Source organism: gamma proteobacterium symbiont of Lampromicra miyakona (genome assembly GCF_059730895.1).
In genome coordinates this window covers 1,677,181-1,699,706 of the sequence record NZ_AP035932.1, presented here as the reverse complement: position 1 = coordinate 1,699,706, position 22,526 = coordinate 1,677,181, and the positions used below count along the sequence as shown (strand labels likewise).

At 57.1% G+C, this 22,526-nt stretch carries 28 protein-coding genes; 19 read left to right on the top strand and 9 right to left on the bottom strand.

From position 1 onward, the window contains the following. Positions 1-19: 19 nt before the first annotated feature. Positions 20-193, top strand: a complete 174-nt coding sequence (locus AC6I8P_RS07800) for a hypothetical protein (RefSeq protein WP_158251397.1) — start codon at positions 20-22, stop codon at positions 191-193. A gap of 45 nt (positions 194-238) precedes the next feature. Here AC6I8P_RS07800 and fliE read toward each other — a convergent pair whose 3' ends face one another. Continuing rightward, entirely contained in the window at positions 239-550 is a 312-nt protein-coding gene (gene fliE, locus AC6I8P_RS07795) for a flagellar hook-basal body complex protein FliE (protein WP_021509871.1), read from the bottom strand. Between the two features lie 277 nt (positions 551-827). Between fliE and fliF the strand changes: the two genes are divergently transcribed. The 15 genes from fliF to AC6I8P_RS07720 all read left to right on the top strand — a co-directional run bounded on the left by fliF (position 828) and on the right by AC6I8P_RS07720 (position 14,712). After that, the gene (gene fliF / locus AC6I8P_RS07790) at positions 828-2,549 is read left to right on the top strand and encodes a flagellar basal-body MS-ring/collar protein FliF (protein ID WP_058771155.1); all 1,722 of its coding nucleotides are present in this window, start codon (positions 828-830) and stop codon (positions 2,547-2,549) included. Next, positions 2,546-3,538 carry a flagellar motor switch protein FliG gene (gene fliG / locus AC6I8P_RS07785; protein WP_021509869.1) on the top strand — a complete coding sequence of 331 codons (993 nt, stop codon included), beginning with the start codon at positions 2,546-2,548 and terminating at the stop codon, positions 3,536-3,538. Before fliF ends, fliG begins: the two co-directional genes overlap by 4 nt. Then, positions 3,531-4,235, top strand: coding sequence for a flagellar assembly protein FliH (gene fliH, locus AC6I8P_RS07780; protein WP_021509868.1), 705 nt, complete (start codon positions 3,531-3,533; stop codon positions 4,233-4,235). The genes fliG and fliH overlap by 8 nt, the downstream gene beginning before the upstream one ends. Then, on the top strand, positions 4,235-5,590 hold the full coding sequence (gene fliI, locus AC6I8P_RS07775; protein ID WP_021509867.1) for a flagellar protein export ATPase FliI: 1,356 nt from the start codon (positions 4,235-4,237) through the stop codon (positions 5,588-5,590). The genes fliH and fliI overlap by 1 nt, the downstream gene beginning before the upstream one ends. A gap of 24 nt (positions 5,591-5,614) precedes the next feature. Then, positions 5,615-6,058, top strand: a complete 444-nt coding sequence (gene fliJ, locus AC6I8P_RS07770; RefSeq protein WP_211725781.1) for a flagellar export protein FliJ — start codon at positions 5,615-5,617, stop codon at positions 6,056-6,058. Further along, a complete protein-coding gene (locus AC6I8P_RS07765) occupies positions 6,055-7,320 on the top strand; it encodes a flagellar hook-length control protein FliK (RefSeq protein ID WP_211725782.1) in 1,266 nt (421 codons plus the stop codon). Before fliJ ends, AC6I8P_RS07765 begins: the two co-directional genes overlap by 4 nt. Positions 7,321-7,450: 130 nt before the next feature. Continuing rightward, positions 7,451-7,936 carry a flagellar basal body-associated protein FliL gene (gene fliL / locus AC6I8P_RS07760; RefSeq protein WP_021509864.1) on the top strand — a complete coding sequence of 162 codons (486 nt, stop codon included), beginning with the start codon at positions 7,451-7,453 and terminating at the stop codon, positions 7,934-7,936. A gap of 4 nt (positions 7,937-7,940) precedes the next feature. After that, positions 7,941-8,948, top strand: coding sequence for a flagellar motor switch protein FliM (gene fliM, locus AC6I8P_RS07755; protein WP_021509863.1), 1,008 nt, complete (start codon positions 7,941-7,943; stop codon positions 8,946-8,948). Continuing rightward, positions 8,941-9,351, top strand: coding sequence for a flagellar motor switch protein FliN (gene fliN, locus AC6I8P_RS07750; protein WP_021509862.1), 411 nt, complete (start codon positions 8,941-8,943; stop codon positions 9,349-9,351). Before fliM ends, fliN begins: the two co-directional genes overlap by 8 nt. Positions 9,352-9,353: 2 nt before the next feature. Further along, positions 9,354-9,749 carry a flagellar biosynthetic protein FliO gene (gene fliO / locus AC6I8P_RS07745; protein ID WP_058757392.1) on the top strand — a complete coding sequence of 132 codons (396 nt, stop codon included), beginning with the start codon at positions 9,354-9,356 and terminating at the stop codon, positions 9,747-9,749. Beyond that, positions 9,749-10,483, top strand: coding sequence for a flagellar type III secretion system pore protein FliP (gene fliP / locus AC6I8P_RS07740; protein WP_031280176.1), 735 nt, complete (start codon positions 9,749-9,751; stop codon positions 10,481-10,483). Before fliO ends, fliP begins: the two co-directional genes overlap by 1 nt. Before the next feature lie 41 nt (positions 10,484-10,524). Next, the gene (gene fliQ / locus AC6I8P_RS07735; protein ID WP_010618647.1) at positions 10,525-10,794 is read left to right on the top strand and encodes a flagellar biosynthesis protein FliQ; all 270 of its coding nucleotides are present in this window, start codon (positions 10,525-10,527) and stop codon (positions 10,792-10,794) included. Beyond that, positions 10,794-11,582: a flagellar biosynthetic protein FliR gene (gene fliR, locus AC6I8P_RS07730; RefSeq protein WP_021509859.1), complete on the top strand. Its 789-nt coding sequence runs from the start codon at positions 10,794-10,796 to the stop codon at positions 11,580-11,582. The genes fliQ and fliR overlap by 1 nt, the downstream gene beginning before the upstream one ends. 627 nt (positions 11,583-12,209) lie before the next feature. Further along, positions 12,210-12,845 carry a transcriptional regulator RcsA gene (gene rcsA / locus AC6I8P_RS07725; RefSeq protein WP_021509858.1) on the top strand — a complete coding sequence of 212 codons (636 nt, stop codon included), beginning with the start codon at positions 12,210-12,212 and terminating at the stop codon, positions 12,843-12,845. Between the two features lie 163 nt (positions 12,846-13,008). Beyond that, positions 13,009-14,712, top strand: coding sequence for a methyl-accepting chemotaxis protein (locus tag AC6I8P_RS07720; protein WP_498031097.1), 1,704 nt, complete (start codon positions 13,009-13,011; stop codon positions 14,710-14,712). 259 nt (positions 14,713-14,971) lie between these two features. On the opposite strand, the gene dsrB is transcribed toward AC6I8P_RS07720, so the two are convergent. After that, positions 14,972-15,169, bottom strand: a complete 198-nt coding sequence (dsrB, locus tag AC6I8P_RS07715; RefSeq protein WP_010618650.1) for a protein DsrB — start codon at positions 15,167-15,169, stop codon at positions 14,972-14,974. Between the two features lie 67 nt (positions 15,170-15,236). Beyond that, positions 15,237-15,395 (bottom strand): YqaE/Pmp3 family membrane protein, encoded by a 159-nt coding sequence (locus tag AC6I8P_RS07710; protein ID WP_021509855.1) that lies wholly within the window; start codon positions 15,393-15,395, stop codon positions 15,237-15,239. A 316-nt stretch (positions 15,396-15,711) separates the two neighbouring features. Here AC6I8P_RS07710 and AC6I8P_RS07705 point away from each other — a divergent pair, with 316 nt between their 5' ends. The 3 genes from AC6I8P_RS07705 (at position 15,712) to AC6I8P_RS07695 (ending at position 18,349) form a co-directional block, all read left to right on the top strand. Beyond that, on the top strand, positions 15,712-15,945 hold the full coding sequence (locus AC6I8P_RS07705; RefSeq protein WP_058757390.1) for a YodD family protein: 234 nt from the start codon (positions 15,712-15,714) through the stop codon (positions 15,943-15,945). 359 nt (positions 15,946-16,304) lie between these two features. After that, positions 16,305-17,102, top strand: a complete 798-nt coding sequence (locus tag AC6I8P_RS07700; RefSeq protein ID WP_058780716.1) for a mannosyl-3-phosphoglycerate phosphatase-related protein — start codon at positions 16,305-16,307, stop codon at positions 17,100-17,102. A gap of 26 nt (positions 17,103-17,128) precedes the next feature. Then, a complete protein-coding gene (locus tag AC6I8P_RS07695; protein ID WP_058757388.1) occupies positions 17,129-18,349 on the top strand; it encodes a glycosyltransferase family protein in 1,221 nt (406 codons plus the stop codon). On the opposite strand, the gene dgcQ is transcribed toward AC6I8P_RS07695, so the two are convergent. The 6 genes from dgcQ to AC6I8P_RS07665 all read right to left on the bottom strand — a co-directional run bounded on the left by dgcQ (position 18,346) and on the right by AC6I8P_RS07665 (position 22,409). After that, entirely contained in the window at positions 18,346-19,998 is a 1,653-nt protein-coding gene (dgcQ, locus tag AC6I8P_RS07690; protein WP_498002414.1) for a cellulose biosynthesis regulator diguanylate cyclase DgcQ, read from the bottom strand. The genes AC6I8P_RS07695 and dgcQ overlap by 4 nt on opposite strands. A gap of 133 nt (positions 19,999-20,131) precedes the next feature. Further along, a complete protein-coding gene (locus AC6I8P_RS07685; RefSeq protein ID WP_010618657.1) occupies positions 20,132-20,311 on the bottom strand; it encodes a YodC family protein in 180 nt (59 codons plus the stop codon). A gap of 181 nt (positions 20,312-20,492) precedes the next feature. Next, the gene (locus tag AC6I8P_RS07680) at positions 20,493-20,627 is read right to left on the bottom strand and encodes a hypothetical protein (RefSeq protein ID WP_254919505.1); all 135 of its coding nucleotides are present in this window, start codon (positions 20,625-20,627) and stop codon (positions 20,493-20,495) included. 36 nt (positions 20,628-20,663) lie between these two features. After that, a complete protein-coding gene (locus AC6I8P_RS07675; protein WP_058757386.1) occupies positions 20,664-21,575 on the bottom strand; it encodes a DUF808 domain-containing protein in 912 nt (303 codons plus the stop codon). 11 nt (positions 21,576-21,586) lie between these two features. Further along, complete coding sequence (locus tag AC6I8P_RS07670) at positions 21,587-21,862, bottom strand: hypothetical protein (RefSeq protein ID WP_021509848.1); 276 nt, start codon at positions 21,860-21,862, stop codon at positions 21,587-21,589. Between the two features lie 70 nt (positions 21,863-21,932). Continuing rightward, entirely contained in the window at positions 21,933-22,409 is a 477-nt protein-coding gene (locus tag AC6I8P_RS07665) for a very short patch repair endonuclease (protein ID WP_058757385.1), read from the bottom strand. Positions 22,410-22,526: the final 117 nt, after the last annotated feature.

The window sequence follows — 22,526 nt, the reverse complement described above, 5'->3', positions numbered from 1 at the left end:
CTGTGAGGAGGACATGATAATGCAGGAAGGATTTTATTGGGTGCAGCGCGGCGCAGAACAGCCAGAAGTCTGGTTTTTCTCAACCAGTGGAGAAGGTGCCTGGTTTGAACCCACCAAAAACGATGCCATCAGCAAGCAACGCTTCGCTGAACAGGGCTACAGGACGATCAGCGAAAAACTGTCACTGCCCTGACCCTGACGAAACCGCCTCTCTCAGGCGGTTTTTTATTGCGCGCCGCTAGACCTGCATGCTCATGATCTCGCTGTAGGCATTCACCAGCTTGTTACGCACCTGAATCCCCATCTGCATCGAAATCGACGATTTCTGCAGATCGACCATCACATCATTCAACTGGATGCCCGGTTTACCCAGCTCAAAATCCTGCGCCTGACTGCGCGCAGCGGTCTGGGTGGCGCTGATTTTATCCAGCGCGGCTTTCATGGTGGCACCAAAATCGAGCTGACTGGCGGACTCGGTCGGTTTGCCACTGGCCTGCAGTGACGTCAGCTGCAGCTGCTGCAGTACGCCATCAATTGCCTGAATTGACATTGCCTGTACCTCATAGATGAAGGGTTCTTTTTTTCACGGAGGAAAAGTTAACACACTGTCAATAGGACAAAGGCGCTAAATGACTGCAAAAAACCCGGCTTATCCAGCCATCGAAGTGACACGATTCATCAAATAATGCCAGGCATTAGATTGGAATTTCATTTTTTCCCCTACCCCGTCGGCCAGCAACACGGCATCAACGGGCGGGGATGCGTATCAGGGAGTCAGTTTTGTCACCTACATACACCCGGTCAATTATGTCAGGCAGGAATTGGTCATGAATGCGAGTGCAGCCGCCACACAGGATACAGCAAAGAAAGGCTTTAATGACCTTCTCGCCCGCCTGCGCGCAAATCCGCGTATTCCATTAATCGTTGCTGCCGCGGCCGCTATCGCCGTGGTTCTGGCGCTGGTGCTGTGGGCCAAAGCGCCCGACTATCGCGTTCTCTATAACAACCTCTCTGATGAGGATGGCGGCGCGATTGTTACCCAGCTCACCCAGATGAACATCCCTTACCAGTTCGCTGAAAACGGCGGCGCCCTGATGGTGCCCGCCGATAAAGTGCATGAGCTGCGTCTGCGCCTTGCCCAGCAGGGACTGCCGAAAGGGGGTTCGGTAGGCTTTGAGCTGATGGATAAAGAGAAGTTTGGTATCAGCCAGTTCAGTGAGCAGATTAACTACCAGCGTGCACTGGAAGGTGAGCTGGCGCGCACCATCGAAACGCTCGGACCGGTGAAGAGCGCGCGCGTGCATCTGGCGATGCCAAAACCGACGCTGTTCGTGCGCGAGCAAAAATCCCCGTCTGCCTCAGTAACGCTGAACCTGCAACCGGGCCGTGCGCTGGATGAGGGCCAGATTCAGGCGATTCAGCACATGGTCTCCAGCAGCGTTGCCGGTCTGCCACCAGGCAATGTAACCGTGGTCGATCAGGCGGGTCGCCTGCTGACGCGCTCCGACAGCGAAGGCCGCGATCTGAACGATGCCCAGCTGAAATACGCCTCTGAAGTGGAAGCACGCTATCAGCAGCGCATTGAAGCGATTCTGAATCCGATTCTCGGTCAGGGTAATGTGCATGCGCAGGTGACCGCGCAGATTAACTTTGACCGCAGCGAGCAGACGGATGAGAAGTATCAGCCGAATGCGAACCCGAATAACACGGCGATTCGCTCACGCCAGACCAGCACCAGCGATCAGAACGGCAGCCCATATCCGGGCGGCGTACCGGGTGCGCTGTCGAATCAGCCTGCGCCGGCCAATACCGCGCCGGTCACCAACCCGCAGCAGCAGAACAATAACAACGCTAACGGTCAGCAGAACAACAACAACGCGCAGAATGCCGGCACCTCGACCAGCACCGCGCAGAGCAGCGGCCCGAGCAGCTCCAGCCGCAACGATACGGTGAACTACGAGCTGGATCGCACCATTCGTCACACCAAACTCAACGTCGGTGACGTGCAGCGCCTGTCGGTCGCCGTGGTGGTCAACTACCGCGATGACGGCAAAGGCAAAGCGGTGGCGCTGAACGATCAGCAGATCAAGCAGATTGAAGATCTGACCCGCGAAGCGATGGGCTATTCGCAAACGCGTGGCGACAGCGTCAACGTGGTGAACTCGCAGTTCAACACCACCGAGCCAACCGGCGGCGACCTGCCCTTCTGGCAGCAGCAGTCGTTCTTTGATCAGCTGATGACCGCCGGTCGCTGGCTGCTGGTGGCACTGGTTGCCTTCATCCTCTACCGCAAAATGGTGCGTCCGCAGCTGCTGCGTAAACGTGAAGCCGAGAAAGCCGCCGCCGAAGCCGCCGCTGCCCGTGCTGCCGCCCGTGAGGAAGAAGCCGCTTACAGCGTCCAGATCAACAAAGACGAGCTGGACCAGGAGCGCAAATCTAACAACCGCATGAGCGCCGAGGTGATGAGCCAGCGCATCCGCGATATGTCTGAAAACGATCCGCGCGTTGTGGCGCTGGTTATCCGCGAATGGATGAGTAACGAACTATGAGTCTGACCGGTACTGAAAAAAGCGCCATTCTGATGATGACCATTGGCGAAGAGCGTGCGGCGGAGGTGTTCAAACACCTCAACCAGCGTGAGGTGCAGCACCTCAGCGCCGCGATGGCCAGCATGAAACAGATTTCGCACAAGCAGCTGACCGAAGTGCTGCGCGAGTTCGAAACCGATGCCGAACAGTTTGCTGCGCTGAGCCTCAACTCCAACGACTACCTGCGTTCGGTGTTGATCAAGGCGCTGGGCGAAGAGCGCGCCTCCAGCCTGCTGGAGGACATTCTCGAAACGCGCGAAACCACCAGCGGCATGGAAACCCTCAACTTTATGGAACCGCAGGCGGCGGCGGATCTGATCCGCGACGAGCACCCGCAGATTATCGCCACCATTCTGGTGCACCTGAAGCGCGGCCAGGCGGCGGATATTCTGGCGCTGTTCGACGAGCGTCTGCGCCACGATGTGATGCTGCGTATCGCCACCTTCGGCGGTGTACAGCCGGCGGCGCTGGCGGAGCTGACCGAAGTGCTCAACGGCCTGCTGGATGGCACCAACCTCAAGCGCGCGAAGATGGGCGGCGTGAGAACCGCAGCGGAAATCATCAACCTGATGAAAACCCAGCAGGAAGAAGCGGTTATCGAAGCAGTACGCGACTTCGATGGCGAGCTGGCACAGAAGATCATCGACGAGATGTTCCTGTTCGAAAACCTGGTGGAAGTGGACGACCGCAGCATCCAGCGCCTGCTGCAGGAAGTGGAGTCCGAGCAGCTGCTGATTGCCCTGAAAGGCGCCGAGCAGCCGCTGCGCGAGAAATTCCTCAAAAACATGTCGGCGCGTGCCGCCGATATCCTGCGCGATGACCTCGCCAACCGTGGCCCGGTCCGTATGTCCGCGGTGGAGAACGAACAGAAAGCAATCCTGCTTATCGTGCGCCGTCTGGCGGAAGCAGGCGAGATGGTAATTGGTGGTGGCGAGGAAACCTATGTCTGATGCCTTTTCCGCCCGTGCATGGCAGCGCTGGCAGCCTGATGATTTAGGCGCACCGCAGCCGCCCGAACCTGAACTGCTGCTGGCAGAGGAGCCGGACAGCGACCTCGTGCTGAGCGAAGAAGATGAACAGCAGCAGCAGCTGGAACGTCTGCAGCAGCAGATGCGTAAAGACGCCCAGACGCAGGGCTACAGCGAAGGTTATCAGAAAGGCTTCGCCGAAGCGCAGCAAAACGGCTATGACGCCGGGTTCCAGCAGGGACTGGCTGATGCCCAGCAGCAGCAGGCTCCGTTACAGGCGCGTATGCAGCAGCTGGTCACCGAGTTCCATCACACGCTGGAAGCGCTGGATAGCGTGATTGCGTCGCGCCTGATGCAGCTGGCGCTGGAAGCGGCGCGCACGGTGATTGGCCAGGCGACGCAGGTGGATGGCAGCGCCCTGCTGCGCCAGATCCAGCAGCTGATTCAGCAGGAGCCAATGTTCAGCGGCAAACCGCAGCTGCGCGTGCACCCGGACGATCTGCAGCGCGTTGAGCAGACGTTGGGCCCAACGCTCGATTTACACGGCTGGCGGTTGCTGGCCGACAGTTCGCTGCATCCCGGCGGCTGTAAACTCAGCGCCGAAGACGGCGATCTGGATGCCAGCGTCGCCACGCGCTGGCAGGAGCTGTGCCGTCTGGCGGCACCGGGAGCATTCTGATGACGTCACGCCTTTCGCGCTGGCTGGGCGCGCTCGACAGTTTTGAAGACCGCATCAGTCAGGTGCAGACGGTGCGCCGCTACGGCCGCCTGACGCGCGCCACCGGTCTGGTGCTGGAAGCCACCGGCCTGCAGCTGCCGCTGGGCGCCACCTGCATTATTGAGCGCCACGACAACGGCACGATTACCGAAGTGGAAAGTGAAGTGGTCGGCTTCAACGGCCAGAAACTGTTTCTGATGCCGCTGGAAGAGGTCGATGGCATTCTGCCCGGCGCGCGCGTGTATGCCCGCGTGCACGGCGATCACAGCGGTAAACAGCTGCTGCTGGGGCCGGAGCTACTCGGCCGCGTGCTGGACGGCAGCGGCAAACCGCTGGATGGCCTGCCCGCGCCGGAAACCGGCTACCGCGCGCCGCTGATCACCGCGCCGTTCAATCCGCTGCAGCGTACGCCGATCCACGATGTGCTGGATACCGGCGTGCGGGCGATCAACGCCCTGCTCACCGTGGGCCGCGGCCAGCGTATGGGGCTGTTTGCCGGCTCCGGCGTGGGGAAATCGGTGCTGCTCGGCATGATGGCGCGTTACACCAAAGCCGACGTCATCGTGGTGGGCCTGATTGGTGAACGTGGCCGCGAAGTCAAAGAGTTTATCGAGAACATTCTTGGCGCCGAAGGGCGCGCGCGCTCGGTGGTGATCGCCGCGCCGGCCGACGTTTCGCCGCTGTTGCGTATGCAGGGGGCCGCTTATGCCACGCGCATCGCCGAAGATTTCCGCGATCGCGGTCAGCACGTGCTGCTGATTATGGACTCCCTCACCCGCTACGCCATGGCGCAGCGTGAGATCGCGCTGGCAATCGGCGAGCCGCCGGCCACCAAAGGCTATCCGCCATCGGTGTTCGCGAAGCTGCCGGCGCTGGTAGAACGCGCCGGCAACGGCATTCACGGCGGCGGTTCAATCACTGCGTTCTATACCGTACTGACCGAAGGCGACGACCAGCAGGACCCGATTGCCGACTCGGCGCGCGCCATTCTCGACGGCCACATCGTGCTGTCGCGTCGCCTGGCGGAGGCCGGTCACTATCCGGCCATTGATATTGAAGCGTCGATCAGCCGTGCCATGACCTCGCTGATTGATGAAACCCACTATGCGCGCGTGCGCCAGTTCAAGCAGTTGCTCTCCAGCTTTCAGCGTAACCGCGATCTGGTGAGCGTCGGCGCTTATGCCGCAGGCAGCGATCCGATGCTGGACCGGGCCATTAAGCTCTATCCGCAGATGGAAGCTTTCCTGCAGCAGGGCATTTTTGAACGCAGCGATTATGACGATGCCTGCCTGCACCTGCAGGCGATGTTCGGCTAACGCCGCCCGACTTGAGGTAACGCGATGAAGACAGCCAATGCGATTGATACGCTGCGCGACCTGGCGGAGCAGGATCTGGAACAGGCGGTGATCCACCTCGGCGACATGCGTCGCGGTCAGCAGCAGGCCGATCAGCAGCTCAGCATGCTGCTCGATTACCAGGATGAGTACCGTAATAAGCTCAATCAGGATATGTCCGGCGGCATCGCCAGCACGCGCTGGAGCAATTATCACCAGTTTATTCAGACGCTGGAAAAAGCCATCGAACAGCATCGCCAGCAGCTTAATCAGTGGAACCAGCGGCTGGAACAGGCGCTGAGCAACTGGCGTGAAAAGCATAAGAAGCTGAATGCCTATCAGACGCTGATTACCCGCGCGGAAGAGAACGCATTACGACAGGAAAGCCGTCTCGATCAGAAACGGATGGATGAATTTGCCCAACGGGCCGCATTGAGGAAAAGCGAATGAACACGCTGCCAACACTGCTGACACAGCTTGCTAAAACCGGCAAAGCACAACCTTCAGCGGCAGTGGACAATCTGTCCGCTGCTGACAACCTGCCGCAGGGATTTATTACCGAGCTGGGCAACCGCCTGCTGACGCTGGTTAAGCAGCAGGGAAATGGCGCGCAATCCGCTGATCTGGCGGCAGAAATTGACGCGAAAAACGTCACAAAAGCGTCATTAAGCGCCCTGCTGCAGGCACTGGACAAACCAGAGGCGTTAAACGCACTTTTACAGCCGGAAAACACTAAAGCCGGGCTGAAATCAGCCGATGATAATGACAAGCGCGCAGCAAGTTCGTTAACTGCCAGCGACTTACAGAATGTGCAGGCGCTGTTTGCCATGTTGCCAGCGGTGGTTGAAAACCGCAGCAGCCCGCCAGCGGATAACAGCACCGCGCTGGAAACCCGGGGTGAGGCGCGCACCAGCTTAAACGCTGCGTTACTTAACAGTTCGCTGCAAAGTGCGCTGAAAGAGGAACAGGCGAAGCCGGATGGCCAGCAATCTAAAGGCGGAGATGCGCTGACCAGCCTGACCGGTGTCAGCCATAGCCCGGTGCAGAGCGCGGCCGCCAGCGGCACGCCGGCCAGCAACAGCGGTATGACGCTGGATGAGAGTTTTCAGCAGGTGCTGAGCACGCTGAGCAAACCGGAAGAGCGGCGCGAGATGCTCAGCAGCCATGACAGCAGCGCGCCGGCCATCAGCAGCCCGCTGAGCAGTACCAGTCCGCTGGTCAGCACCACGGCCAGCACCAGCACCGCGCCTTCCACGCCGATGCTGAATGCGCAGCTGGGCAGCAACGAGTGGCAGCAGGCGCTGAGCCAGCAGATTGTGATGTTCAGCCGTAACGGCCAGCAGAACGCCGAATTACGTCTGCATCCGGAAGACCTCGGCGCGATACAGATCAGCCTGACGCTGGATAAAGATCAGGCACAGTTAACAATGGTTTCCAGCCACAGCCATGTGAGGGCCGCGCTGGAAGCGGCGCTCCCACAGCTGCGTACGGCGCTGGCGGAGAGCGGCATTAACCTGGGACAGAGTAACGTCAACAGCGACGCCTTCGCACAGGGCCAGAGTTATCAGGGCCAGCAGGAAGGACGTCGCGACGGCCAGTACGGCAGCTTTACCCTCTCCCAGGACAGTGACAACGAGATAACGCCTATTGCCGTCCCGGCAGCCCTCCAGGCGCGCGCGACCGGCAACGGCGCTGTCGATATCTTTGCCTGACAGCGACTAAACGCTGAAGGTAAGCGTAAAACCCGCGTCTTTTCTTCCCATTGTTTGACTTAAGACGCGGGATAATCTGTCCAGGTAAGCCGAGAGGCTTGCCCATAATTCACAGGAAGTAACTGCAAACATGTCTGATAACGCGAAAGCTAAAGGCCGCAAACGTTCATTACTAATTCCGGTGTTACTGATTGTAACGCTGGCCGCTTGCAGCGTGGCAGGCTATGCAGTCTGGCGAATGATGAATAAACACGAGGGTGACAAGCCGGAGGCTGCCAAAGTGGAGCCGCCGCCCGCCCCGGTATTTTTTGCAATGGATACGTTTACGGTTAACCTGGTCAATCCCGACAACGATCCCGATCGCGTGCTGTACGTAGGCTTTACCCTGCGTCTGCCGGATGAGGATACCCGTCGTCGGCTGAATGACTACCTGCCTGAGGTGCGCAGCCGTTTGCTGCTGCTGCTTTCACGTCAGAGCGCCAGCGCGCTGGCAACCGAGCAAGGCAAACAGGCCCTGGTTGAACAGATCAAACAGGTGCTGGCGCCACCGCTGGTAAAAGGTCAACCTGCGCAGGTAGTCAGTGACGTGCTGTTTACCGCCTTCATTTTGAGGTGACTTAATGGGCGATAGCATTCTCTCCCAGGCTGAGATTGACGCGCTGCTCAATGGCGACAGTGACAGTGCGGAAGTAGAGAACAGTTCCAAAGGGGCCGATGGCGATATCCGCCCCTATGATCCCAATACCCAGCGTCGCGTGGTGCGCGAGCGTCTGCAGGCGCTGGAGATCATCAATGAGCGTTTTGCCCGTCATTTCCGTATGGCGCTGTTCAACCTGCTGCGCCGCAGCCCGGATATCAGCGTTGGGGCAATCAAGATTCAGCCGTACCATGAGTTTGCCCGCAACCTGCCGGTGCCAACCAACCTGAACCTGATTCACCTGCAGCCGCTGCGGGGGACTGCGCTGGTGGTGTTCTCGCCGAGCCTGGTGTTTATCGCCGTGGATAACCTGTTTGGCGGCGACGGTCGTTTTCCGACCAAAGTGGAAGGCCGTGAGTTCACCCACACCGAGCAGCGCGTGATTCGCCGCATGCTCAAGCTGGCGCTGGAAGGCTACAGCGACGCATGGAAAGCCATTTATCCGCTGGAAGTGGAATACGTGCGTTCTGAAATGCAGGTGAAGTTCACCAACATCACCACCTCACCGAACGATATCGTGGTCAACACACCGTTCCAGGTGGAGATTGGCAACCTGGTGGGTGAGTTCAATATCTGTATTCCGTTTTCGATGATTGAGCCGCTGCGCGAGCTGCTGGTCAATCCACCGCTGGAGAACTCGCGTCAGGAAGATAACCACTGGCGCGACAATCTGGTGAAACAGGTGCAGCACTCGGAGCTGGAGCTGATTGCCCACTTCGCTGAAACGTCGCTGCGTCTGTCACGTATTTTGCAACTGAAACCTGGTGACGTCCTGCCCATTGAGAAGCCGGACCGCATCATTGCCCACGTCGACGGCGTACCGGTACTGACGAGCCAGTATGGCACGCTCAACGGCCAGTATGCGCTGCGTGTAGAACATCTGATTAACCCGATTTTGAATTCGCTGAATGAGGAACAGCCCAATGAGTGACAGCAAAAAACCGTCCGATGATATCTCTGCGGACGATCTGTGGGCTGAAGCGATGAACGAGCAGGCGGCGACCAGCAGTGCGGCGGAGCCAGGCGATAACGTATTTAAGTCGCTTGAGGCCAGCGCCGCCAGCGGCTCGCTGCAGGACATCGATCTGATCATGGATATCCCGGTCAAACTGACCGTGGAACTGGGCCGTACCAAGATGACCATCAAAGAGCTGCTGCGCCTGACGCAGGGTTCGGTGGTGGCGCTTGACGGCCTGGCCGGCGAGCCGCTGGACATCCTGATCAACGGCTATCTGATCGCGCAGGGTGAAGTGGTGGTGGTGAACGACAAATATGGCGTGCGCATCACCGACATTATTACCCCGTCCGAACGTATGCGTCGTCTGAGCCGCTAATCATGTTAAAAAACGCGCAAACCGTTCAGCCCGCTCACGCCCAGCCGGTGGTGTCCACCAGTTCGGTCGTTGGGCAAGTCAGTAGCGTGCTGGCGGTGATCGTGCTGCTGATTCTGGCCTGCGGCTGGCTGGCGAAACGCCTCGGCTTTGCGCCTAAAGCGGTGAGCGGCCAGGCGCTGAAAGTCAGCGCCAGCGTGCAGGTTGGCCGTCAGGAGCGGGTGGTGATTGTTGATACCGCCGATGCGCGTTTAGTGCTGGGCGTCACCGCTCAGCAGATCACCCATCTGCACTCGCTGCCGCCGCTGCCACCGGAAGCGTCCCTGCCCGTCAGCGCGGCGCCGCAGGATTTTCGTCAGCTGTTTCAGAACCTGGTTAAACGTCCCGGAAAACCCCAATGATGCGTCGATTGCTCCCTCTTCTGCCGCTGCTGATGCTGCTGGCACCGGCTGCCCATGCGCAGCTGCCGGGTTTGATCAGCCAGCCGCTGGCCAATGGCGGCCAGAGCTGGTCGCTGCCGGTGCAAACGCTGGTCTTCATTACCTCGCTGACCTTTATTCCGGCGGTGTTGCTGATGATGACCAGTTTCACCCGCATCATTATTGTGTTTGGTCTGCTGCGTAACGCACTGGGCACGCCGTCCGCGCCGCCGAATCAGGTGATGCTGGGTCTCGCGCTGTTTCTGACCTTCTTTATCATGGCGCCGACCTTCGACAAGATTTACACCGATGCCTATCTGCCGTTCAGCCAGGACAAAATCAGCATGGACGTGGCGATCGACAAAGGTGCCCAGCCGCTGCGTGAGTTCATGCTGCGCCAGACGCGCGAAGCCGACCTGGCCCTGTTCGCCCGTCTCGCCAACAGCGCGCCGATTCAGGGTCCGGAAGCGGTGCCGATGCGTATTCTGCTGCCCGCCTATGTCACCAGCGAGCTGAAAACCGCTTTCCAGATTGGTTTCACCGTCTTTATCCCGTTTCTGATCATCGACCTGGTGGTCGCCAGCGTACTGATGGCGCTGGGGATGATGATGGTGCCGCCGGCCACGATTTCGCTGCCGTTTAAGCTGATGCTATTTGTGCTGGTGGATGGCTGGCAGCTGCTGGTGGGCTCGCTGGCGCAAAGTTTTTACTCCTGAGTGGCTTTCCGCCCTCACCTTTCTCTCGACAGGAGCGCAACATGACACCGGAATCGGTAATGGTAATGGGCCAGGAAGCGATGCGTATCGCCCTGATGATGGCCGCTCCGCTGCTGCTGGTAGCGATGGTGAGCGGTTTGCTGATCAGTATTCTGCAGGCGGCAACGCAGATTAACGAACAGACACTGTCGTTTATCCCGAAAATTCTTGCCGTTGCGGCCACCGCCGTGGTGGCCGGACCGTGGATGCTCAACCTGATGCTGGACTACATCCGTACCCTGTTCAGCAACCTGCCTTATATCATCGGCTAATGGTCACCCTCGACAGCAGCCAACTGGTGCACTGGGTGGCGCAATTCTTCTGGCCGATGGTGCGTTTGCTGGCGCTGTTTGCCAGCGCGCCGCTGCTGAATGAACGTTCGATTCCGAAACGGGTCAAAATTGGACTGGCGGTAGTCACCACCTGGATTCTGATGCCGCTGCTGCCGCCGGTCGAAGTGACGCTGTTTACTCCGGCGGGCTTCTGGATGCTGGTGCAGCAGTTGCTGATTGGCGTTGGGATTGGTCTGACCATGCAGCTGGCTTTTTCTGCCGTGCGGCTGGCCGGTGAGATGATTGGTCTGCAGATGGGTCTCTCTTTTGCCACCCTGCTCGACCCGAACAGCCGGATCAACATGCCGCTGCTGGCCCGTTTTCTCGACATGCTGGCGATGCTGCTGTTCCTGACCTTCAACGGTCACCTGTGGTTGATCTCGTTACTGGTGGACAGTTTTCACACGTTGCCGATTAACGATCAGCCACTCAACGCCAACGCCTTTATGGCGCTGACCAAAGCCGCCAGCTTAATTTTCCTTAATGGCATGATGTTAGCGCTACCCTTAATAATTCTGCTCCTCACGCTAAACCTGGCACTAGGTTTGTTAAACCGCGTTTCACCTCAGCTGTCGGTTTTCGCCATCGGCTTCCCAATCACCTTAACGGTAGGGATCCTGAGTCTGGGTATGATGATGCCGTTGCTTGCACCTTTCTGTGAACATCTGTTCGGTGAAGTCTTTGATTTACTCGCGCAGTTTGTATCAGAACTTTCCCCTGCCCGTTGATTAACGATACTGTTAACCTTCTTATACGATAGTTAAGTAATCAAAAACATTCTGTGCATTTTTCGAACCATATTTTTCAGAAATCAACTGAGGATATTCTGATAAATGCGCATTTATGGTGAAAATTATTCTTATTAAACGGCGCTTCGCGTATTTTAGTCAGACGATTCCTAAGCCGGTTAAGCTTGTGAATCGGTTGATAAAATGCTCAAAGGGCTGTTTTTAAACAAAAAAAATATTACAGCGATTTTTCTTGTCTAAATCCCTTTTTTCCGGCATTGTCAACACTCGCTGAAACGTCACACTTTCGCGATTCAAATGTTTTTAAGAATTGTCCTATCAGATTTGTCTGTGACTTGCGCGATAGTGACAGGGCTCTCAAAACAGAGCGAAAGAAACACATAAACCAAATTCCCGGCGATTCCCACTATCGCGGGGACAAGAGTGACGTGGAAGTAACACAATAAACTTCGCAGAACGGGTCAGGGACGAGTCAAGATGGCGCAGGAATGCATTACGCCAGTCTGCCGAGCAGAATAAAAAAGTGTCTTTGGAAATCTCTCTCGTACCGCAAACGCGTATTCATCGTTGATTTAAACGGATAACAAATTGGTGAGGGTCGCTATAATGCCAACGATTATTATGGATTCATGTAACTACACACGCCTGGGTTTGTCAGACTATATGTCGGCAAAAGGAGTCAAAAAGAAAAATATTACTTCCGTGTCTGACATCGAACAATTGCAACAACGGTGTGAGCAATTAAAACCGGGCGTAGTATTTATTAACGAAGAATGCTTTATTCACGAATCCGATTCCAGCGATCGCATTCGTTCTATTATCATGCAGCATCCGGATACGCTATTCTTTATTTTTATGGCGATCTCGAATATCCATTTTGAGGAATACCTCTACGTTCGTAAGAACCTGATTATTACGTCAAAATCGATAAAAACATCGACACTGGACTCCCTGCTGGGCACCTACCTGCAAAAGAAACTCAATGCCTCACCGCGCATTTCTGCCGGGCTGGATATTCATCCACTGACATTGAGCCAGACTGAATCAAATATGCTGAAAATGTGGATGTCAGGTCATGACACCATTCAGATTTCGGATAAGATGCAAATCAAAGCGAAAACTGTTTCGTCACATAAAGGCAATATTAAACGCAAAATTAAAACGCACAATAAACAGGTTATTTATCATGTGGTGCGCCTGACAGATAATGTTACCTCGGGCATTTATGTCAACGTGCGATAATTTCACCTTACGATAATACGCTTTGTGGTCAAGGCCAGTCCCCGCGACTGGCCTTGATTATTTTTGAGCGTTTTGCGAGCGCGATCCCACTTCCCCGCTAAGCCTTTATCCCCTGCTGCCGATGCTTGTTTTCAGAACCCCTTACCACTATGAGAGCAAGGAAATGAAAACAGCATCGATAGATGAGCAACATAAGCTCAGCATCTGGCAAAACCTACGCCTGATGCCTCTGTTCAGCATAATCTTTGGTGGCATTCTGCTGCTTTTTGCCCTGTGCATTGGACTCGCCAGCTACTTTCTGATTCAGAGCAATAATTCCCTCAATGACGCCACCGATGAGATTCAGGTGCGCATGGGCATTTCTAACAGCTCAAACCATCTGCGAACCGCACGCCTGAACGTGCTGCAGTCAGGCGCGGCGGCGCGCATCGGTGAAATGGATGGCTATCGTGCCGATCTGGCGCGCACCGAAACGCGCATTAAGCAGGCGCGCGAGGGCTTCAAAATTTATATGGATCGCAAAATGAAGACGCCGGCTGACCTGGCGCTCGACGGTCCACTCACTACCAGTTTCAACGCCTATATTGATAAAGGCCTGAAGCCGATGATCGAGTCGGCGAAACAGGGCAGCTTTGAGGGGATTGTCGCGCAGGAGACCGATGTCACGCGCAAGCTTGATGATGCCTATAATGCCGTGCTGCTGAAGGCGATTAAGATCCGCACCGAGCGCGCCGAAGCGATTAACGCCGAAGCGGCGCATCAGTCGCGCGTCGGTTTTATCGCGATGGCTGCGGCTTTTGCCGCCGCACTGCTGCTGGTGCTGCTCACCTTCGTGTTCCTGCGCCGCGTGGTGATCAATCCGCTGCGCCTGTCGGTGGGTCGCATTGAGCGCATCGCGCAGGGCGATCTCACCGCCCCCGAACAGGCCTATGGTCGCAACGAAATTGGCAGCCTGCTGCACAACCTGCAGCTGATGCAGGCGTCGCTGGTGCGCACCGTTGGCACTGTCCGTGAAGGCGCGGTGGCGATTTATCAGGGCTCCAGCGAGATCTCCGCAGGTAACACCGATCTGTCATCACGCACCGAGCAGCAGGCTTCCGCGCTGGAGCAGACTGCCGCCAGCATGGAGCAGCTCACCGCCACGGTGAAGCAGAACGCCGAAAACGCCCATCACGCCAGCCAGCTGGCCGCCGATGCGTCTGGCAAAGCGCGCAGCGGTGGTGAACTGGTGAGCGGCGTGGTGAAAACCATGAATAACATCTCCGGCAGCTCGAAGAAAATTGCCGAGATTACCAATGTTATTAACAGTATCGCCTTCCAGACCAATATCCTGGCGCTGAACGCTGCGGTAGAAGCCGCGCGCGCCGGGGAACAGGGCCGTGGCTTCGCCGTGGTCGCCAGTGAAGTGCGCAATCTGGCGCAGCGCAGTGCGCAGGCAGCGAAAGAGATTGAGTCGCTGATTGCCGAGTCGGTGGATTTGATCAGTAACGGCTCGCATCAGGTCGGCGAAGCCGGCAGCACCATGGGCGAGATTGTCGAAGCGGTGCGCCGCGTTACCGACATTATGGCCGAGATTGCGGCAGCGTCTGATGAGCAGAGCCGTGGCATTCAGCAGGTCAGCCTGGCGGTGACCGAGATGGATAACGTGACGCAGCAGAACGCTTCGCTGGTGGAGGAAGCCTCTTCAGCCGCGGCTTCGCTGGAAGATCAGGCCGGTAAACTGACGCAGGCGGTGGCGGTGTTCCGCCTGAATGATACGCCGGCTTCGCTGGTGGCTGCTGCGCCGCAGTCGGCGCTGAAAGCGCCAGCGCTCGCTCCACGTCCGACGCTGGCTGCAGCGGGCAATGATAACTGGGAGACGTTTTAAGAGGAGTGAGGTGGGGTGCGGTATTTTTCCCTCACCCCATCCCTCTCCCGCTTGCGGGAGAGGGGGCCGTCCGTGCGGCTGTTGAGTATGGTTTTCACACAACGCTTCTGGAATGGTGTAATAATGAGCGACTTAATGCCGGCTCTAAACGGTTCCCTCTCCCACGAGCACTAAACGGTTCCCTCTCCCGCGTGCGGGAGAGGGTTAGGGTGAGGGCAACCTGAGAGCTACGTAGTGACAACGTGAGCACAAAGCCACACTACCCTTCCCCCGCATACGGCTCGACAAACACGCCTTCGGCGTGATCGCTCTCATTAAAGAACCAGATCCCCAGCGGGTAATCCTCCAGCGCCACCAGATACATGGTGCCCTCATTAAAGCCTTCCACAGCCAGCACAGTACCGACGCGACGTGGGCCGCCGTCGGTTTTTACCGTTACCCGGTCATTGACCTTCATTGATTTCTCTCCAGAAACAGTCCTGCGCATAGTGTAACGGAAGATAGTCAGCGCTGCCTGATCGCGATCAGCGTCGGGCGATTACCCACACCGCATGCACGATGCCGGGGATGTAACCACACAGCGTCAGCAGAATGTTGAGCCAGAAGGCGCCGCCAAAGCCGACCTGTAAAAACACGCCCAGCGGTGGCAACAGAATGGCAATAATGATCCGAATTAAATCCATACTAACTCCCTGATAACCATAATAATCAACCAGCTGTAAGCATAGCTGCTTTACGCCAGAATGGGGAATGCAGCGGGTAAAGAAGTGTCAAAGCCGGGCTTTTCACTTTCTTAACGTTTCCCGGAAAGACTTTTGACGCGGCACCCTCGTACACTTGTCATCACTGCACCAACCCCAAAGGGGCAGTCAACCTAAAAGTAACAAGGATTTTTGCCCGCGCAGCGCGGGCTTTTTTTTGCCCGTTTCCCGTCCACGTCCCTCGCCCGCTGTCACCGTCTATACTTGTCAGGAATCCGTTTGCCTCCGGGAGGCTGTCATGGCTACAGCAAAAGAGTACAGCGATAACGTGCAGCGCGAAGTGAACATCGACGTGGACGCGCTGCTGGAAGCGATTCAGAAAAAAACGTCAGGCGAAGTGCAGGAGTTTATGCAGGCTGAAGATGCGCACCGCGTGAAGGTGAATGGCGAAGCGTTTGACTCCTACACCGAACTGGCCGAGGCGTTTGAACTTGATATTCGTGATTTCACCATCACTGAGGTGAACCGCTGAAATCGATTTCAAAAAAAGACCCGGCACGCTGGCCGGGTTGAAAAAAGAATAAATTCGTTACACCAGGAAAATCTTAACACCGCTTCAGAGTACGCCTTAGCTGAAGTAAGACAAGTCTCAATTCTGCACGCAATTCGAACAAATCTGCATAATCATGCACTGCTGTTACCGAAAACATCGCGCTACGGCTGACATTCTGCATGCACAAAACGTGCAGCCGCTTCGGTATCCGGGCGGTGTTTTAAGAATTATCCTGGATAGTGGCCGCGCCGGCGGCAAGGAAAAGTGTGATCGTGATTACGCTATTATACTGATTACACATCGCTTTACGGATGCCTTTGGGCGTAAGGAGTGTATTGATGATCCCGTTAGATTCCTCCCTGCTGATCGTGACCGATCTCGATGGTTCGCTGCTCGATCATCATGACTATAACTGGCAGGCCGCCAGCGAGTGGCTGGCGCGTCTTAAGCAGCAACAGATTCCGCTGGTGATTTGTTCGAGTAAAACCGCAGCCGAAATTATTCCGCTGCAGAAGCGGCTGGGCATCGCCGGTGCGCCCTTTATCGCGGAAAACGGTGCCCGTGTCGCCTTTGGCGGGGAAGCGCAGATCGCCGAAGAGCCCGGTGCCGATTATCTTGCGCTCTGTGCCACGCTCAGCACCCTGCAGGCGGATTTTCGCTTCACCGGCTTTCATGACTTTAGCGACGCAGAAGTGGCCCGTTTCACCGGGCTGACGTTGACGGAAGCCAGCCAGAGCCGACTGCGCGACGCGTCTGAAGTCATCGTATGGCGCGATGATGAAACGCGGCTCGACGCCTTCCGCGCGGCGCTGGCGCAGCATCAGCTGGCCCTGACGCAGGGCGGACGTTTCTGGCACGTGATGCCGGCGGGCAGCGGAAAAGGCGTGGCGCTGGAACAGTTATTGCAACAGTTGCAGCAGCAGGAAGGCACGAAGCGCACCACGATTGGTCTGGGCGATGGCCCTAACGATGCGCCGATGCTGGAGCGCGTCGATTATGCCGTGGTGATTAAAGGTTTCAGTAAAAACCCGGTGGTGCTGCAACGCAGCGATCATCATAACGTTTACCACACCGCACACGTTGGCCCTGAGGGCTGGCGCGAAGGTCTGGATTACTTTCTTGCCCAACCTGAATAACGGCAGCTGACCAGAAGGATGAGACGATGAGTGATTTTTACCAGAACGGCGTAATTACCAACTTTCATAATCTCACCCACCGCAGCGTGGAGTCGCTGGAAAAAGAGATGGTGCGCTTTGCGCGCAAGCGCAAAATGGGGCTGATTCTGCCCTCGCTGTTTTCCGAGCTGGAAGGCCCGGCGCTGGATAATATCGTCAATGAACTGGCGAAAGTGCCCTATCTGGAGGAGATTGTGATTGGCCTCGATCGTGCCGATCGCGATCAGTTTCTCTTCGCGCGCGAATTTTTCTCGCGCCTGCCGCAGCGCCACCGCATTTTGTGGAACGATGGCCCGCGGCTGAAAGCGCTGGACGCCGAGCTGGATAAAGAGGGTCTGTCGCCCAGCCAGCCCGGCAAGGGTCGCAACGTGTGGTTCTGCACCGGCTACACGCTGGCCTCCGACCGCTCGCAGTGCGTGGCACTGCATGACTGCGACATCGTGACCTATGAGCGCGGCATGCTGGCACGTCTGCTCTACCCGCTGGCCAACCCGGCGTTTCAGTATGAATTCTGCAAAGGTTTCTATGCGCGCGTTGCGGACGGCAAGCTTAATGGCCGCGTCGGACGTCTGCTGGTGGGCCCGCTGCTGCGCTCGCTGCAGAAAGTCTACGGCCATTCGGAGTATCTCGATTATCTCACCAGTTTCCGCTATCCGCTGTCCGGCGAGTTTGCCATGCGCACCCACGTGCTGAACGGCATCAAAATCCCTGGCGACTGGGGGCTGGAGATTGGCGTGCTGTCAGAGATTTATCGCAATTACACCACGCGGCAGACCTGCCAGGTGGAAATCGCGGACAACTACGACCATAAGCATCAGCCGCTGGCAGAAGAGGACGGCACCGGTGGCCTGAAACGCATGAGTAACGATATCGTGCAGTCGCTACTGCGTAAGCTGGCGACAATGGGCGTGCCGCTCACCAGCGACTCGTTCCGCGTGCTGAAGGCCACCTATTATCGCAACGCGCTCGACATGATGGAGATCTACAACCACGAAGCCACCATGAACGGACTGAAGTTTGATCAGCACATTGAAGAAGCGGCGGTCGAGATGTTCACTCAGGCGATTCTCGACGCCGGCCAGTCGTTCATCGAGCGGCCAAACGAGAAACCGTTTATCCCCAGCTGGAGCCGCGTGCAGTCGGCGTTCCCCGATATCCTGCAGCGCATCTACCAGGCGGTAGAAGAGGATAACGAGGGCAAAGTCTAACCGGCCGCGCACACCCGATTGCGACCGCCGCTTTTCGCCAGATACAGGCGGCGGTCCGCTACCGCCTGCAGGCTCTCTGCATGGTAACTGCCCTGCTCAGTACTGCAGCTGACACCTGCTGACAACGTAACGCTAAAGGTGGTGCTGGCGTTGACCAGAATGGTTTTGGCCGCCAGCCGGCTGCGGATACGCTCCGCCACGCCCTGCGCCTCAGCCAGCGTGGTGTGCGGCAGCACGATACAAAACTCTTCGCCGCCGATGCGTCCGGCTACGTCGTAAGGGCGCAGCGTATGTTTGATGACGCCGGCCACGCGCATCAGCGCCTGATCGCCCGCGTGATGGCCCCAGCTATCATTGACCTTTTTGAAATGATCGATATCGAGCTGGATCACCGCCAGCGGCTGTTGCTGCTGTTCGCAGCGCCGCGCCAGCGCGATAAACTGGTCGAAAAAGGCGCTGCGATTAAGCAGGCGCGTCAGGCCGTCATAATTAGCGCGCCAGGCCAGTCGCGCCGAGAGGTCTTCCAGTCGCCTCACCAGGCGGAAAATCACCTGATGCGCTAGCGCCAGTAACAGCACGAACAGCAGCCACATGCCCAACAGAAACAGCGCTACCCGCCCCAGCTCCTGCGCCAGCCCCTGGCGCAGGCTCTGCACGTTGATTAGCCAGGCATCGACATTTTTTAACTTAACCCAACTGGCCAGCTGACTGCCCAGCCACAGTGTTCCGGCCGGCTGCTGGTGCATCGCCTGCATCAGCTGGCCGCGCTGCGCAGGGGTTAATGCCACATCGTGCGGCGCCGGCAGCCGGGTGATCTCGTTGAGTGCACGATCTTCGAGCACCAGCTTGCCCTGCAGCACGCTGTGACGCGACTGGTGCAGCAATGCATTAATTCGCTGCTGGGTGAAGTCCATCGATAACACGCCGTACCAGTGCTGATGGGCGATCACCGGCGCGCTCACCGTCAGCATCAACCCTTCGTTGAACTCCCCCTGATAGGCTTCAGTCCAGTGCCATCGCGTCTGCGGCGCCCGGCCCGGCTGCTGGTCGCGAAAATAGGGTCGCTGCGTCATGGTGGCGTAACTTTGCGCCAGCTCCTGCGCGTCGCGCGGCGGACGTGAGCTGATGTAATAGCCCGCGCGTGAGGTGTACCAGAAGCGTGAATGAAAGTCCTGCGCCTCATCGCTGAACTGCATGATAAAGCTGAACTCCAGCGCAGCGCGCAGCTCGGGCAGCAGATAAGTATCATCGCGCTGCAGCAGCGCATCACGCTGCAGCCATTCGTCGCTGACGCCGTTAATCGGCATGCTGCGCAGGTTAGCGATCTGCAACTGCCACACCGGCTGATGGCGCAACTGCTGAAAACGCTGCAGGGCGTGCTGACCATAATCGGCGTCCAGCGGGTGCGTCAGCGCGTAGCTGAGCATCCGCTGATAGTAATTAAGCTCGTCCAGACTCTCCTGAAAGCGGCTATCGAGGCTGCGCTGGATCTCGGACAGCTGGGCGCGCTGCCGCTGCTGATAGTTATTTTTTAATTCCAGCGCTTCATGGACGGTGAGAAAAAGTGAAAAGAGAAAGACCGCCAGAAAACAGAGATGCACGCGCAGCGCAGGCGTCATGCGGCGTGATGACAGTGGCGAGATTGGCATCAGTAGCCAGGCTCCGGATAACAACGAATTGAAGAAGTGTAGTCAGGCGGGAAAACGGCGTACAGGCAGAGATCAGGAAAAACGTGAAAAGTGACAATGACATCGGGACGGCGCGCTGACCGTCCCGAGGGGCTCAGCTGGCCAGCTGGCGCGCGGCCGACAGATGCGTCAGCTCATCACTGCGGAACGCTTCGCGGCGTACACTGTAGCCATCATACCAACGACACTCTACCATTCCGCTGGCATAGCCGGTCACCACCATGGTGGGTCCGCCCTGTTTGTGCTGAACTTCGTCACTGATTGCAAAGGTCATACCGCGCCCTCCCTTCTCACCGTTGATTGAACGGATTAAGGTATAGCAGCTGTGCGCGTTTTTTGCCTATAGGATATTGCTATTACTGTGACAAATTCGGAATAAGCAGTGAAAAATGCCGTAAATAAACAAAGCCGATAAAAGTTATTATCGGCTTTGAACGATTTTCCCGGGTGGAAAATCAGATTTTGCAACCTTCGCAGTCGGCTTCGTCGCTGATATCTGCCGGCACTTCACTGGCTTTTTCTGCCGCTTTGGCTTCCGCCTGCTCCAGCTGTGCATCGATATCAAATTCAAACATATCGTCGTTCATCATCGTTCTCCTGACCCGTGATTAGAAATTTCCTGCGCTTTATACCGATTTACCGCGCAGCTTCGCAACCAGATTTACCACTAACAGCACAATCGACCCAACAATAAAGCCCAGCACCAGATTCGCGCCGTTGCTCAGCAGCATGGAAACCACACCCGGGAAGCCGCTGCTGTACTCTTCAATAGCATGATGCAGCGGCGCGATACCGTGCACGATAATGCCGCCGCCCACCAGGAACATCGCGACGGTGCCAACCACCGACAGGATTTTCATCAGCCACGGTGCCAGCGCCAGCAGCGCGCCGCCGGTGGCCTGCGCCAGCGTGGAAGACTTCTCACGCAGCCAGTAGCCGAGATCGTCAATCTTAACGATCATCGCCACAATACCGTACACGCCGATGGTCACCAGAATGGCAATACCGGCGAGGATTAACACCTGATTGAGCAGCGGCGCATCCGACACAATGCCCAGGGTAATCGCCACAATTTCAGCCGACAGAATGAAGTCGGTGCGCACTGCGCCTTTCACCTTATCTTTTTCGAACTGGCGCGGGTCCTGCTGCGCCAGATTATCCAGGCGCTTTTGCCGCGCTTCCGGGCTCTTCTCCGCTTTGTCGTGGTGCAGGCTGTGCAGCACTTTTTCCACTCCTTCAAAGCACAGATAGGCGCCGCCAATCATCAGCAGCGGCGTAATCAGCCAGGGCGCAAATGCGGAAATCAGCAGCGCCAGCGGCACCAGGATCAGTTTGTTGATAAACGAGCCCTTCGCCACGCCCCACACCACCGGAAGCTCACGATTGGCCTTCACGCCCGTCACCTGCTGTGCATTGAGCGACAGGTCATCGCCCAGCACGCCGGCGGTCTTTTTTGCCGCCACTTTGCCCATGACGGAGATGTCGTCGAGCAGCGTGGCAATATCATCCAGAAGAGTCAGTAAGCTGGTTCCTGCCAAAATGTCATTCCTTATTCCGGTTCGTGATCCTGACAACAGGGGCACCGCTCAATCGCCGTCACCGTCATATCGGCGATGCCCGCACAGTCCCATTCGACGCGTAACGTTTTCCCGTGCAGATCGTCGGCGTGCAGATACTTGCTCACCGGACTTTCTGTCATGCCGCTTATCTCCTCGGTGGCCACCAGCGTATCGTCCAGGTAAATGCGCGCCGTGGCATGGGCATTGACCATGCGCTCATCGCGCAGTTGATACAGGCGTCTGACCGTCAGTTTGATGCTGCTCATGGTGGTGTTCCGCGTCCCAGAGAAAACGCTGATCTAAACTGTTATGGCAGGTAAAAGCAATCACCCTGCCTTAATCCGCCCGATAGTGATGCAATCCCTGATGATCGATCTCGCTGCTGTGCGTGGCAGCCAGCAGCCACTCTTCCAGCCGCTCCACCAGCGCCTCATCTTCCAGCCGCAGTTTGCCGCGCAGCGCGCATTCCCAGACGATCAGCACCTTCCAGCCGCTTTCCTGCAGCTGCTGCACATAGCGCCGGTCACGCTCCACGTTACTGTTGATTTTGCCGCTCCAGAATTCGGTACGCGTGGCCGGCATTTTGAACAGATAACAGTGGTGACGATGCCAGAAACAGCCGTGCACAAAGATAATGGCTTTGTGCTGCGGCAGCACAAAATCCGGCCGGCCCGGCAGCGCTTTATCCTGTACACGAAAGCTAAAGCCGCGATCTTTCAGCAGCAGCGCAATACGCTGCTCAATCGCCGTATCCTGATTGCGAATGGCGCGCATATTTTTGCTGCGAATATCATGCGAGTGGACGTCTGCCATGGCGTCTCCTTTTTTGCGGGCTTCTTCAACTTTAGCGCGTTGAGGCGAAAGCGAAAGTTTGTGCGGAGCAGATTGCGAGACGCTACGCAGCCATCGTAATTTCCACGCCGCGCCAGG